Source organism: Pseudomonas sp. WS 5532, from assembly GCF_012985445.1.
Taxonomy (GTDB): Bacteria; Pseudomonadota; Gammaproteobacteria; order Pseudomonadales; family Pseudomonadaceae; genus Aquipseudomonas; species Aquipseudomonas edaphica.
Genome location: NZ_JAAQWK010000007.1, coordinates 113,879 through 126,263, shown reverse-complemented (window position 1 = coordinate 126,263; position 12,385 = coordinate 113,879). Strand labels below are relative to the sequence as shown.

Genomic DNA, 12,385 nt, shown 5'->3' with positions numbered 1-12,385 from the left:
TGTACCATTTCCGGGGCGCCCTGTTTACCGCGCGTGCAAACCTGTCGCGGCCTTAAGGCTTCCAGGTCTGCACATCCTGCGCATCCACCGCCTTGGCGTAAGGCGTGCCTGTCATCACCGCGATTTTCTTGCGAAATAGCGCCAAGCTTAAAGTTATGAAAAGCATTCGATAAATACTCTTTCGATCTGAGCTTAGGGCGCTTTTTGCAGCGTCCGACGAATCGGGCATAACCATAGAGTTATATGATTCTTTCATAATCGTGCGTGATTAATATAATCAAAAGCGAACTTTCCCGCGAAGACGCTTTATGACCTCACGCCGCCAGATCCATTTGTCAGCCTTCCTGTTGAGCGGCCCGGTGGTGCACAGCCACGCGGTATGGCGCCACCCCGAAACCGTCGGCAATTACCTCGACCCCGAGTACTACACGCGTATCGCCAAAGTCGTGGAGGAAGGCTTGTTCGACTTCCTGTTTTTCGCCGATCGCCTGGCCGTGGGCGACCAGATGGGCGGCTCCCGTGAGTTTGCCTTGCGCTACGGCGCCCAGGACGCCACGCGCCTCGACCCGTTGCCGATCCTGTCGTACCTGGTGGGCCAGACCACCAAACTCGGCCTGGGCGCGACCCGTTCCACCACCTATTACGAACCGGCGCATATTGCCCGCGAATTCGCCACCTTGGACCACCTGTCCAAGGGCCGCGCGGCGTGGAATATCGTCACCTCGATGAATGACAGCGAAGGGCGCCTGTTCGGCAAGGCCAAGCACCTGGAGCATGACCTGCGCTACGACCGCGCCGATGAGTTTGTCGAGGTCGCGCTGAAACTCTGGAACAGCTGGGGCAAGGACGCGCTCAAGCTCGACCGCGAAAGCGGCGTGCTCGCCGACCCGGCATTGATTACCTCGGTGCAACACCAGGGCGAGTGGTTCCGGGTTGAAGGCCCGCTGAATATCCCGCGTTCGCCCCAGGGCCGGCCGGTGCTGATCCAGGCCGGGTCTTCCGGGCGGGGTCGGCGCTTTGGCGCACGGTGGGCCGAGGCGATTTTTACCATTCACCCGCACCTGGCGGCGATGCGGGCCTTTCGCGATGACGTGCGCGCCCAGGTGGTGCAACAAGGCCGCGCCGCCGACAGCTGCAAAATACTCACCGCGGTGATGCCGTTTATTGGCGGCAGCGAAGCCGAAGCCCGCGCCAAGCGCGACCAGCACAACGCCCTGGCGCGGCCGGAGTTGGGGCTGGTGACACTGGCTTCGCAGCTGAATGTGGACCTGTCGCCGTTCCCGTTGTCGGCCACCTTGGCCGAGGTGGCGCAATCGCCGCTGATCCACGCGGCGGCCGCTGAAAAGCTGCTGATGCAAGGCTCTGAGCTGACCCTGGAACAACTCGGCCGGATCTTCGCCAGCAGCGTGCGCGTGCCGCAACTGGTGGGCACCGGCGCGCAGATCGCCGACCAATTGGCTGAGCTGTTCGAGCAAGGCGGTTGCGACGGCTTTGTGATTTCGCCGGGGTACTCGCCGGGCTCGTTCACCGAATTTGTCGAAAGCGTGATTCCGCATTTGCAGCGCAAGGGCCTGTTCCGCACGGCGTACGAAGGTTCGACGTTGCGTGAGCACCTCGGTCTGGACTGATGCGCTCTATGTGGGAGCTGGCTTGCCTGCGATAGCGGTGGGTCAGTTTGCACCGTTGTTGACTGACACTGCGCTATCGCAGGCAAGCCAGCTCCCACATTTGGGCGGCGGTGTTTTTTATTGGGTACATCAATTTAAAGGAATAGTGCGCATGGCTGCTTTTGATCTCTTGACCCGTCGCCGCTTGCTCGGCATGGCAGGCATTTCCATGGCCGGCCTGGCGCTGCCCAGCCTGGGCTTGGCGGCCGACGAGCACGCCGGGCACGGCACGCCTGCGGAACCTGCAGGTACCGGCGAGTTCATCCGCTTCGACGCGCCGCGCAAGCTCAAACTGGCGGTCAACCTCAACGCTGTGTGCCTGGCGCCAGTGGTGATCGCCCACGGCCAGGGCTTCTTCACCAAGCACAACCTCGATGTGGAGCTGGTCAACTTCGGCAACTCCACCGAAGTGCTGCTCGAAGCCATCGCCACCGGCAAGGCGGATGCCGGCATAGGCATGGCGCTGCGTTGGCTCAAGGCGCTGGAACAAGGCTTTGACGTCAAGCTCACCGCCGGTACCCACGGCGGTTGCCTGCGCTTGCTGAGTGCGGCGAACGGCGGCGTGAACAGGCTGGAGGACCTCAAGGGCAAGGCCATCGGCGTCACCGACATGGCCAGCCCCGACCGCAATTTCTTCTCGATCCTGCTGAAAAAGCACGGCGTCGACCCGGTGCGCGACGTCGAATGGCGCCTGTACCCTGCCGACCTGCTGGGCACCGCGCTGGAGCGTGGCGAAGTGCAGGCGGTCAGCGGCAGTGACCCGTTCATGTACCGCCTGATCAAGTCCGGCGTGGCGCGGGAGTTGTCCACCAACCTGGTGGAGGAATACGCCAACCTCAGCTGCTGCGTGGTCGGCGTCACCGGCAAGCTGGTACGTGAAGACAAGCGCGTGGTCGCGGCGCTGACCCAGGCGATTCTGGAGGCCCACGATTATTCCGTGCAGCACCCCGAAGAAGTCGCCAAGGGCTTCCAGGCTTATGCGCTGAATACCACCACTGAGGAAGTGCAGGCGATCCTGCACGATCATACCCACGGCCACCATGCGGTCGGCGCGGCGCTGACGCAGGAAATCACCACCTATGTCACCGACCTGAAAACCGTCGAGGTGATCAGCAAAGGCACCGACCCGGTGGAGTTTGCCAAGGAGATCACCGCTGATGTCTTCAGTTGACGCTACAACTCTGAACCCAACCCTGACATTCAAGGCCGGCTGGCAGGGCGCCACGGTGGTGGCGGCCTGGGTGGCCGTGGCACTGTTGATCAGCTATTGGCCCAATGCCGTGCGCAATTGGCCGATGACCCAAGGGCTGGCCAATGTGTGCGTGGCGGTGGCTGCGCTGTTCATTCTGTTGAGCCTGCTGGGCCTGCGTTTTTCGCGGCTCGGCCAGCGCTTGCAAAAGGCCGGGCCGTGGCTGATTGCCTTGCCCGTGTTGCTGGGTATCTGGGAACTGCTCACCGCCAAACTGGCGCTGTTGCCGGTGCCGTTTTTCGCGCCGCCCCAGGCCTTGCTTGCGGTGTATGTCGAAGACTATGCGCGCCTGGCCGACAGCCTGCTGCATTCGGCCTTGCTGCTGGGTTCGGGCGTGGCGCTGGGCGCGGCGACTGGTTTTGTCGCGGGCGTCTCCATCGGCTGGTCCACGCGCATCGGCTACTGGTTGCACCCGGTGCTGCGTATCCTCGGGCCGGTGCCGTCGACGGCGTTGCTGCCGCTGTGTTTTTTCCTTTTTCCCAGCAGTTGGAGCGCAAGTGTTTTCCTGATCGCCCTGGCCACCTGGTTTCCGGTCACGGTGCTGACCTGGTCCGGCGTGGCGAGTGTCGATAAAGCCTATTACGACGTGGCACGCACCTTGGGTGCCAAGCCGGGCTTCCTGATTTTCAAAGTGGCGATCCCCGCCGCGTTGCCCCACGTGTTTGTCGGCTTGTTCATGGGCTTGGGCGCCTCGTTTTCGACCTTGGTGGTGGCGGAAATGATGGGGGTTAAATCCGGCATCGGCTGGTACTTGCAATGGGCTCAGGGCTGGGCCGCCTACGCGAATATGTACGCGGCATTATTGATCATGGCACTGGCCTGTTCGGGGTTGATCACCGGGTTGTTCCTGGTGCGTGACCGCTTGTTGGCCTGGCAGAAAGGAGCGATGAAATGGTAGCGCTGGCACAGGCAGTTCAACCCTCGTCGGGGCTGGCGCTTCGCATTGAAAACCTCAGCCATGGCTTTGCACTGGACGGGCAGCATTTGCCGGTATTGGAGCGGGTTTCCCTGGAGGTGGCGCCCGGTGAATTCGTGGCGTTGCTGGGGCCTTCGGGGTGCGGCAAATCCACTTTGCTGCGCCTGGTGGCCGGGTTGGAACCGGCTGACTCCGGGCGTTTGCTGGCCGATGGGCACGCCATCACCGGCCCCGACCCGAGCCGCGTGGTGGTGTTCCAGGACCCGACCCTGTACCCGTGGCGCCGCGTGTGGGACAACGTCGCACTGGGCCTGGAGGCTCAAGGCTTGCTCAAGACCCATTCGGCCAAGGTCGATCAAGCCCTGGAAAAAGTCGGCCTCAGCGCCTTCGCGCACGCCTACCCTCGACAACTTTCCGGCGGCATGGCCCAGCGCGTGGCGTTGGCCCGTGCGCTGGTCAACCAGCCACGGCTGCTGATTCTGGATGAACCCCTGGGCAAGCTGGACTCGCTGACGCGCATCACCCTGCAAAAGGAGCTTATCGACCTGTGGCAGCGCCAGGGCTATACGGCGTTGCTGGTGACCCACGACGTGGAAGAAGCCTTGCTGCTGGCCAACCGCGTGATCGTGTTCAGCGACCGCCCGGCGAAGATCCAGGCGCAGTTGACCATTGACCGGCCCTATCCTCGGCATCGCGATGATGCCTATCTGGTGGATTTACGCCGGCAGATTCTGGGGTTGTTGGGGTTGGGGGAGAGCTGGTAGTTGTTGGTCTGATCGTTCCCACGCTCTGCGTGGGAATGCCGCTCGGGGCGCTCCGCGTCCCGCAACCCCACAGTCTGACTGCATAGCCCTTGACACCGCCAACCCCTTGCGCAAGGATCAACTCAATTTTCGAAAATTGAGTTTCAGCGATGGCGAGAATCCATAAGCCAACCGAATTCGCCGACTTGTTAAAGCAATATGGCCTGGAGATTTTCGAGCTGGCGCGCCTCTACAAAGCGGTCGACGGCAAAGGTCGGTACTTGCACTGGGATGAATTTCGTCGATATCCCGCGCCGGGCATCAATAAAGACGCTGCCTGGGCCGCGATTAAAATGTCGCGGGCCTGCGCAAGCAAGACCCTCGAACTGCGCAGCGAGTGTGGCAGCCCTTTTTTTGTGTGCACCACGGATTTCTGTGACGCGGTCGTTCACGCCGTGGAGTCGGTGACGTCCAGGCTGGGCGGGGCGGCGGCGTCGTCTCCCCAATACCGGGATAACACCCGCTACCTGGTTGACGCCTTGATGATGGAGGAAGCCATCTCCAGCGCCCAACTGGAGGGCGCCGCGACGACCCGTAAAATCGCCAAGGACATGTTGGCCAAGGAACGCCCGCCTCAAGATGATGATGAGCGGATGATCCTGAATAATTATCAGCTGATGAAGCATGCCAAATACAACAAGGACGAAAGTCTGTCGCTCGGGTTGATCTGCGAGTTTCATGGCATTGCCACGGCGGGCATTGATGAGGCGCATGTTCATCCGGGGGCCATCAGGGACGAAGACGATGTTTTTGTCGGCGGTGCGGGCAATGACATTGTGCATCAGCCGCCCAAGGCAGCCCTGCTGCCAGCCAGGCTTGAAGCGCTCTGCCGGTTTGCCAATGAGCGGCATGACGGGCAGGAGGGCAGGCACTTTATCCACCCGGTGGTGAAAGCCATCATCCTGCATTTCATGCTGGGCTATGAGCATCCTTTCAGGGACGGGAACGGGCGCACCGCACGCGCGTTGTTTTATTGGTTCATGCTCAAAAGTGGTTACTGGCCGTTTGAATATATTTCTATCAGCACGCTGCTTAAAGAGGCGCCAATGCAATATGGGCGTTCCTATGTCTACACGGAAACCGACGCCTTCGACCTGACCTATTTCGTGATTTACCAATTGCGCGTCATTGAGCGTGCAATGCAAGCATTCATGACGTATTTCGAGGCCAAAAGGAAAGAATCCACCGAGCTGATGGGCTGGCTGGATACGCTTGAATTGAAAGATGCACTCAATTATCGGCAGGGACATTTCCTGAAAAAGGTGCTGCAACACCCAGGGCGCACCTTCACGCCCAAGGAGATCACCCATGACTATGACGTTTCGGAAAATACCGCGCGTAAGGACCTGGAGAAGTTGGTTGGCATGAAGGTGCTGTTCAAGGTCCAGGAAGGCAAAAGCTTCCTGTACCTGGCCAGGGATGACGCCGAAGCCAACCTGAAGAAACTCGTATCCAAGGCCTAGGTGCGCTCAAACCTGCTCCTGCGCCCGCAACTGCACGCTCATCTCATCACAACTGTTTGCCCAGTCACTCAGCCACTGCGGCATGGGCGGTGACGCTTCGGCCAAGCCGAGTTCGCGCACAAAGTCGGCCGGGGGCAGGGTGCCCTTGGCGGAGCGGAACAGGCCGCGCATCACCACCACGCCCACCACTCGGCCCTTGCTGATAAAACGATGCTCCATCAGGCTCCATTTGTGGTCCCAGCCGAGCATGCGCGTGTGTACCTCGAACACTTCAAAGAGCTTCAGCTCGCGGCGGAACTTGCCCCAGGTGTCGCCCACAATCGGCAACGCCTTGTTGCGCAGGGCCACGCGAAAAGCGCCGGTACGCAGCACAAAATCCATCCGCGCAACATCTGCCAGGGTGAAATACCGGCCATTGGTGACGTGCCGGTTGATATCCAGGTCCAGCGGCCACACACGCATGCGCACTACAGTGGTGTCCAAACCCTGCACGGGCTTGCGCCAGGGACGACGGAACAACATGAACAGCAATCGAAACCAGAGATTCATAAACGTGCCAGGCAGTTGATCAGAAGCCGCACTGTACGCAGCCGGAATCGGCTAAGGTAGGTGCGCAAATGACTTATTACATGCGAAAAACGCAAACAGGCTTTTTATGCACATTACCTTGCTCCTGGCTGATGATTGTTCTGCCGCCAACGCCACCCTGGTCCTGGAAATGCTCAGCGCCGCCAATCTGTTTGCCGACAGCCCACCCTTTGAGGTCGTGGTTGTCTCCCTGGACGGCCAGCCCGTCACCACGTGGAGCGGGCAGTGCATGCAGGTGGCGTGCGCGGCGGCGCAGGTGCGCCGCACCGACCTGATCCTGATCCCCGGTTTCCTGTTTACCCTCAAGCAGGCCTTGCCCACTTTTCCTGCCTACGGCCCGTGGCTGCGTGAGCAATATGCCCAGGGCGCGGTGCTGGCATCGATGTGCACCGCAGCTTTTTTGCTCGCTGAAAGCGGCCTTTTGCAAGGCTTGCGCGCTACCACCCACTGGGCGTTTGCCGAGCTGTTCCGGCGCCGTTACCCCGACGTGAGCCTGGAGGACGCGCAGATCCTGTGTGAAGAAAACCGTGTAATCACCAGCGGTGGCGCCAGCGCGGCGATGGACCTGATGCTGCACCTGATCCGCCGCTTCGGTTCACCAGAGCTTGCGCATACCTGTGGCAAATACCTGTTGATCGACGGCGTGCGTACCGAGCAGTCGGTGTACGCCCTGTGGTCGTTGCCCAAGAACCACGGCGACGGCGAGATCCTGCGGGTGCAGCATTGGCTGGAGCAGCACTTTGCCCAGGGGTTGGTAATTGACGACGTGGCGCGGCGCTTTGGTTTTGGTGTGCGCAATTTCAAGCGGCGTTTCAAGGAGGCGACCGGCTATACGCCCGTGGGTTATGTGCAAACCCTGCGCCTGGAGCGGGCCAAGCAGATGCTGGAGTCCACGCGCATGACCCTCGAAAGCATCACCTACGCGGTGGGGTATGAAGACAGTAATTCGTTTCGCCGCCTGTTCCAGCAGCGCGTGGGGATGCTGCCGGCGGCGTATCGCAAGAAATTCCTCGCCACGGCCTGAATCAGCGACGTAGCTGCGCCTGCGCTTCAATACATTCCACCAGAAACTCCATCACCACTTTCACCGACGGTGAGCGGCGCATATCCGGGTAGACCGTCAGCCAGATATCACGCACCGGGCCGTCGCTGGGCGTGGGCAACCGGGTCAACAGCGGGTCGTGGTCGCCCACCAGGGTCGGCAGCACTACCGCGCCGACCTGCGCGCGCGCGGCCATCTGCTGGGTGATCAACTCGCTGGCGGCAAATACGATAGGGCGAGGGCCGCGCAGTTGGTGCAGCCAGGCTTGCTGGGGCAGGTGGTCGCGGCTGGCGTCGTAGGCGATGAAGGTCCATTGCGCTGCCGGCAAGTGTTCGAGCGCAGGTGCGGCGTACAAGCCGAAGCGCACCACGCCGACTTTGCGCCGCACCAGGGCTGCTTCGTCGGGGCGCAGGGTGCGCAAGGCGATGTCGGCTTCGCCCTTGTCCAGCGCGGCCAGTTGAGTGGACGGCATCAGCACCAGATTCAGCTGCGGGTAGTGGGCGCGTAAACGCGCAAGCTGAGGTGCAATGCAGTGGTTGGCGATGGACGGCGGGCAACTGACGCGCACAGTGCCGGCCAGTTCAATGGAGGCCACACGCGACAAGCGCATCACCTGCGTGGCCATATCGCCCATGCCCGCCGCCACTTGCGCCAAGGCCAGGCCTTGCGCCGTGAGCGGGCGGCTGCGGGGCAGGCGGTCCACCAGCTTTACGCCCAGGGCTTTTTCCAGTGCATCGACCCGGCGCCCGACGGTGGCGTGCTCCACCTGCAGCTCGCGGGCGGCGGCCGACAATGACTGGGTGCGGGCCAGCACGGTGAAGTAGTAGAGGTCCTGCCAATCGAACATCGGGTTATTTCCGCACAGAGGCTGGGAGGGATTGGGGAATATTGCAACCGAATAATCCCTTTTACCATGGCCGCTTCCCAGTGCAAACGGAGTTGTTCCCTGATGAAAGCCATTACCCTGCAAGCCTACGGCGGTCCCGATGTCGCCCAACTGCGCCATGATGTGGCCAAACCCCAGGTCACGGCCGGGCATGTGCTGGTCAAGGTGGCCTGCGCCGGGATTAATTTCATGGATATTCATACCCGCCAGGGCAAATACGCGGCGTCGGTGACTTACCCGGTGCGCTTGCCTTGCACCCTGGGCATGGAGGGCGCCGGCGTGGTGGTTGAGGTTGGCCCGGGCGTGAGCCACCTGGCCGTGGGCGACCGGGTGGCCTGGTGCATTGCCTGGGGCGCCTATGCCGAATACGCCAATGTGCCTGCCGACAAAGTCGCGCAGATTCCGAGCGCCATCCCCTTCGATCAAGCGGCTGCGGCGATGTTTCAGGGCTGCACCGCGCACTACCTGGTTGAGGACGTGGCGCGCTTGCAGGCAGGCAGCAGCTGCCTGATTCACGCGGCGTCCGGCAGCATCGGCCAGTTGTTGGTGCAGATGGCGCGGCGGTTGGGCGCGACCGTGTTGACCACCGGCAGCAGCGCCGAAAAATGCGCGATTGCCCGGCAACGTGGCGCCCACCAGGCCTGGACCTATGACGGCTTTGCCGATCAGGTGCTGCAAGCTACGGATGGCCGCGGGGTGGATGTGGTGTTTGATTCAGTCGGCAAAAACACCTTGCGCGAGAGTTTCCGTGCTTGCCGCACGCGGGGTTTGATCGTCAATTATGGCAACGTGTCGGGCTCACTGAGCGATTTGGACCCGATTGAATTGGGCGAGGCGGGCTCGCTGTTTTTGACCCGACCACGCCTGGCCGACCACATGGCCGACGGGGCGACCGTGCAGCGGCGTGCCAATGCGGTGTTCGCGGCGATGCTGGAAGGGTCGTTGAGCGTGGAGATCGAGGGCCATTACAGCCTGGAGACGGTGCAACAGGTACACGCGCGCATCGAGGCGCGCCAGCAGATCGGCAAGGCGGTGTTGTGGGTGGACCGCGACCTGCGCTGATCGGTGTGGCGAGTAGGCTTGTTGTGGCTAGCAAGCTTGTTGTGGCGAGCAGGCTTGTTGTGGCGAGCAGGCTTGCCCTGCGTTGGGCTGCGAAGCGGCCCCAGTGCGGCTAATCCGATTTTTCAGTTAAACCGCGTGTTCAGGTTTCAGGGCCGCTGCGCGCCCCAACGCAGGGCAAGCCTGCTCGCCACAACAAGCCTGCTCGCCACAACAGCCCGTTAACCAGACGTTGGGTGGGGTACATGGCCAGATCGCAGGCGAAAAAAAACCGGCTGATCAGGCCGGTTTGGGGTGCCTCGCCAACAGCGAGGGTTATACGTGGTTGCTCTGCAGGCGATCCGAACCACCTTCAGCCAGGCCGCGTTCCTGCAGGCGATCAGCACCGCCTTCAGCCAGGCCGCGTTCCTGCAGGCGATCAGCACCGCCTTCAGCCAGGCCGCGTTCCTGCAGGCGATCAGCACCGCCTTCAGCCAGGCCACGTTCCTGCAAGCGATCAGCGCCACCTTCGGCTATACGGCGTTCCTGCAGACGGTCAGAACCATTTTCGGCTACGTGGTTGCCTTGCAGGCGATCCGCGCCGCCTTCAGCGACAACCGGGTGGGCAAAAGCGTTGGCAGCCAGTACCGAGAAAGCGAGGCTAAGCAAGAGTTGGCGTTTCATGGTGGTGTGCTCCGAGAGTTGTAGTTGGGTGTTGCCGGGTATGGGTTTGATGGTACGCGTTGGATTTTTTAAGAGAACTTCATTGCGCTGATGGTGACTATCGACGCCAGCGATGGCCCGTTGTGGCGGGCCATCGTGCAGGCGCTCAAGGCATCTGCGGCAGTTCCTGAGGGCGCAGGTCAAACACCAGCACCTCGGCGTCTTCGCCCTGGCTCAGGCGGATCTGCCGCTCATTGCGCAGCCGTGCGCCATCGCCTTCCTGCAAGCGGTGGCCATTGAGTTCGACGCTGCCGCGGGCCACGTGCACGTACACATGGCGGTCCGCCGGCACGTCCAGGGTTGCGGTTTCGTCGCCGTTGAACAGCCCGGCATACACCCGTGCATCCTGGCGAACGTTGAGCGAGCCATCCGTGCCTTCCGGCGAGATGATCAACTGCAAGCGCCCACGTTTTTGCGCTGCGCTGAAGTGCTCCTGTTGGTAGCGCGGTTCGGCGCCGACCACATTCGGCACAATCCAGATCTGCAGGAAGTGCACGCCATGGCTCTGGCTGTGGTTGAACTCGCTGTGGGCCACGCCGCTGCCGGCGCTCATCAGTTGCACGTCGCCAGGGCGGATCACCGAACCGGTGCCCAGGGTGTCCTTGTGTTCCAGGGCGCCTTCGAGCACATAGGAGAAAATCTCCATGTCCCGATGCGGGTGCTGGCCAAAGCCTTTGCCGGCGGCGACGCGGTCATCGTTGATCACCAGCAGGTCGGAAAAACCCTGCTCCCTGGGATCCCAGTAGTTGGCGAACGAGAAGGTGTGGAACGACTTCAACCAACCGTGATTGGCGGCGCCGCGTTCCGAGGCTTTGCGAAGGGTCAGCATGGTCTTGTCCTCAAGTGAGCGCTGGCTGCGAAATGCAGGGCGCTTGCGTTGAGAAGAAGGTTAATGGTTTTCCAGTGATTCATTAATAAGCTGAAAATTGAATTAATGTCTCATTTTAGTTGACAGTTTCAAGCGTGCCATAATGCCGTCCCGACTCCCGTTACGATGGACTTGCTCTTGATGAAAACCGTGGCCATGGCGCTGTTTCCAGACTTCCTGCTGCTCGATATGGCCGGGCCGCTGGAGGTGTTTTCCATAGCCAATCGCTACTTGCCGGCGTCGGAGCATTATCGGATCCTGACGATCGGTACCGAGCCCGGTCCGCTGCGCGCCTCCAATGGCGTGCACGTGCATGCCGACCTGCAACTGGCGCATGCCGATGAGGCCTACGACCTTCTGCTGGTGCCCGGCGGGCCTGGCGCTTATAACGAATGCCATCCGGCTCTGCTGCCTTGGCTGCGGGCCGCAGCGCCTCGGGCACGGCGCTTCGGTTCGATCTGCACCGGCGCCTTTGTGCTGGGGCACGCCGGGCTGCTCGACGGCCACCGCGTCACCACGCACTGGCACTACACCGACCGCCTGATCAAAGGCTTTCCCAAGGCCACCGTCGAAACCGATCGCATTTACTTGCAGGATGGCCGCTTGATTACCTCCGGCGGGGTCACTGCCGGCATCGACCTGGCGCTGTCGATCATCGCCCAGGACCATGGCCGGCAGGTGGCGGTCGACGTCGCCAAGGTGCTGCTGGTGGTGATGAAACGCCAGGGCGGGCAGGCTCAGTTCAGCCCGATGACCGCCGCCGTCGCGCCGCTGGAAACCCCGATCACCCGCGTGCAGAACCAGGTGCTGGCGCAGTTGGATCAGCCATTGAGCATCGTGTCCATGGCCGCGCTGGCGGGCATGAGCGCGCGCCATTTTGCGCGGCTGTTCGCCAAAGAGGTGGGCATGACGCCCATGGCCTTTGTGCAAGGCGCGCGTATCGACCGTGCCCGGCATCTGCTGGAAAGCACAGACCTGCCGCTCAAGACCGTGGCTTTCCGCGCAGGCTTCGGCAGCGTGCGGCATATGCGCTTTCTGTTCAGTGAAAAACTCGGCCTTAACCCCACGCAGTACCGACAACAGTTCAGTTGACGCCGAAATGTCCGTCTGGCTGCCCTGATTGTCCGTGTCGCTCCCTGTGC

Annotated in this window: 12 protein-coding genes; 9 read left to right on the top strand and 3 right to left on the bottom strand. The window is 61.8% G+C overall.

The genetic code is table 11. From position 1 onward, the window contains the following. The first annotated feature begins 308 nt into the window (after nucleotides 1–308). The 5 genes from HBO23_RS14200 (at nucleotide 309) to HBO23_RS14180 (ending at nucleotide 6,098) form a co-directional block, all read left to right on the top strand. Nucleotides 309–1,628 (top strand): LLM class flavin-dependent oxidoreductase, encoded by a 1,320-nt coding sequence (locus tag HBO23_RS14200; RefSeq protein WP_170038591.1) that lies wholly within the window; start codon nucleotides 309–311, stop codon nucleotides 1,626–1,628. A gap of 151 nt (nucleotides 1,629–1,779) precedes the next feature. Beyond that, nucleotides 1,780–2,838, top strand: a complete 1,059-nt coding sequence (locus HBO23_RS14195) for an ABC transporter substrate-binding protein (protein WP_170038589.1) — start codon at nucleotides 1,780–1,782, stop codon at nucleotides 2,836–2,838. Next, complete coding sequence (locus HBO23_RS14190; protein ID WP_170038587.1) at nucleotides 2,825–3,814, top strand: ABC transporter permease subunit; 990 nt, start codon at nucleotides 2,825–2,827, stop codon at nucleotides 3,812–3,814. Before HBO23_RS14195 ends, HBO23_RS14190 begins: the two co-directional genes overlap by 14 nt. Then, entirely contained in the window at nucleotides 3,808–4,596 is a 789-nt protein-coding gene (locus HBO23_RS14185) for an ABC transporter ATP-binding protein (protein WP_170038585.1), read from the top strand. The genes HBO23_RS14190 and HBO23_RS14185 overlap by 7 nt, the downstream gene beginning before the upstream one ends. A 260-nt stretch (nucleotides 4,597–4,856) precedes the next feature. Continuing rightward, the gene (locus HBO23_RS14180) at nucleotides 4,857–6,098 is read left to right on the top strand and encodes a Fic family protein (RefSeq protein WP_170038583.1); all 1,242 of its coding nucleotides are present in this window, start codon (nucleotides 4,857–4,859) and stop codon (nucleotides 6,096–6,098) included. A 6-nt stretch (nucleotides 6,099–6,104) separates the two neighbouring features. On the opposite strand, the gene HBO23_RS14175 is transcribed toward HBO23_RS14180, so the two are convergent. After that, complete coding sequence (locus HBO23_RS14175; protein ID WP_099547759.1) at nucleotides 6,105–6,647, bottom strand: acyl-CoA thioesterase; 543 nt, start codon at nucleotides 6,645–6,647, stop codon at nucleotides 6,105–6,107. A gap of 106 nt (nucleotides 6,648–6,753) precedes the next feature. Between HBO23_RS14175 and HBO23_RS14170 the strand changes: the two genes are divergently transcribed. Next, on the top strand, nucleotides 6,754–7,710 hold the full coding sequence (locus tag HBO23_RS14170; protein WP_170038581.1) for a helix-turn-helix domain-containing protein: 957 nt from the start codon (nucleotides 6,754–6,756) through the stop codon (nucleotides 7,708–7,710). Nucleotide 7,711: 1 nt separating this feature from the next. Here the strand turns inward: HBO23_RS14170 and HBO23_RS14165 are convergent, their stop codons facing one another. Then, nucleotides 7,712–8,575, bottom strand: coding sequence for a LysR family transcriptional regulator (locus tag HBO23_RS14165; protein WP_138453424.1), 864 nt, complete (start codon nucleotides 8,573–8,575; stop codon nucleotides 7,712–7,714). 102 nt (nucleotides 8,576–8,677) lie between these two features. On the opposite strand from HBO23_RS14165, the gene HBO23_RS14160 reads away from it, so the two are divergent. Both HBO23_RS14160 and HBO23_RS14155 read left to right on the top strand, forming a co-directional pair. Further along, nucleotides 8,678–9,676, top strand: a complete 999-nt coding sequence (locus HBO23_RS14160; RefSeq protein WP_170038579.1) for a quinone oxidoreductase — start codon at nucleotides 8,678–8,680, stop codon at nucleotides 9,674–9,676. A gap of 318 nt (nucleotides 9,677–9,994) precedes the next feature. Then, nucleotides 9,995–10,360, top strand: a complete 366-nt coding sequence (locus HBO23_RS14155; protein ID WP_170038577.1) for a hypothetical protein — start codon at nucleotides 9,995–9,997, stop codon at nucleotides 10,358–10,360. 121 nt (nucleotides 10,361–10,481) lie between these two features. On the opposite strand, the gene HBO23_RS14150 is transcribed toward HBO23_RS14155, so the two are convergent. Continuing rightward, a complete protein-coding gene (locus HBO23_RS14150; protein ID WP_170038575.1) occupies nucleotides 10,482–11,204 on the bottom strand; it encodes a pirin family protein in 723 nt (240 codons plus the stop codon). 180 nt (nucleotides 11,205–11,384) lie between these two features. Between HBO23_RS14150 and HBO23_RS14145 the strand changes: the two genes are divergently transcribed. Beyond that, nucleotides 11,385–12,335 carry a GlxA family transcriptional regulator gene (locus tag HBO23_RS14145; protein ID WP_017137750.1) on the top strand — a complete coding sequence of 317 codons (951 nt, stop codon included), beginning with the start codon at nucleotides 11,385–11,387 and terminating at the stop codon, nucleotides 12,333–12,335. Nucleotides 12,336–12,385: the final 50 nt, after the last annotated feature.

What these genes read in the sequence shown, in the direction of transcription:
- HBO23_RS14200 (WP_170038591.1), top strand. Translation starts at nt 309, where the DNA reads ATGACCTCACGCCGCCAGATCCATTTGTCAGCCTTCCTGTTGAGCGGC.
- HBO23_RS14195 (WP_170038589.1), top strand. Translation starts at nt 1,780, where the DNA reads ATGGCTGCTTTTGATCTCTTGACCCGTCGCCGCTTGCTCGGCATGGCA.
- HBO23_RS14190 (WP_170038587.1), top strand. Translation starts at nt 2,825, where the DNA reads ATGTCTTCAGTTGACGCTACAACTCTGAACCCAACCCTGACATTCAAG.
- HBO23_RS14185 (WP_170038585.1), top strand. Translation starts at nt 3,808, where the DNA reads ATGGTAGCGCTGGCACAGGCAGTTCAACCCTCGTCGGGGCTGGCGCTT.
- HBO23_RS14175 (WP_099547759.1), bottom strand. Translation starts at nt 6,647, where the DNA reads ATGAATCTCTGGTTTCGATTGCTGTTCATGTTGTTCCGTCGTCCCTGG.
- HBO23_RS14170 (WP_170038581.1), top strand. Translation starts at nt 6,754, where the DNA reads ATGCACATTACCTTGCTCCTGGCTGATGATTGTTCTGCCGCCAACGCC.
- HBO23_RS14165 (WP_138453424.1), bottom strand. Translation starts at nt 8,575, where the DNA reads ATGTTCGATTGGCAGGACCTCTACTACTTCACCGTGCTGGCCCGCACC.
- HBO23_RS14160 (WP_170038579.1), top strand. Translation starts at nt 8,678, where the DNA reads ATGAAAGCCATTACCCTGCAAGCCTACGGCGGTCCCGATGTCGCCCAA.
- HBO23_RS14150 (WP_170038575.1), bottom strand. Translation starts at nt 11,204, where the DNA reads ATGCTGACCCTTCGCAAAGCCTCGGAACGCGGCGCCGCCAATCACGGT.
- HBO23_RS14145 (WP_017137750.1), top strand. Translation starts at nt 11,385, where the DNA reads ATGAAAACCGTGGCCATGGCGCTGTTTCCAGACTTCCTGCTGCTCGAT.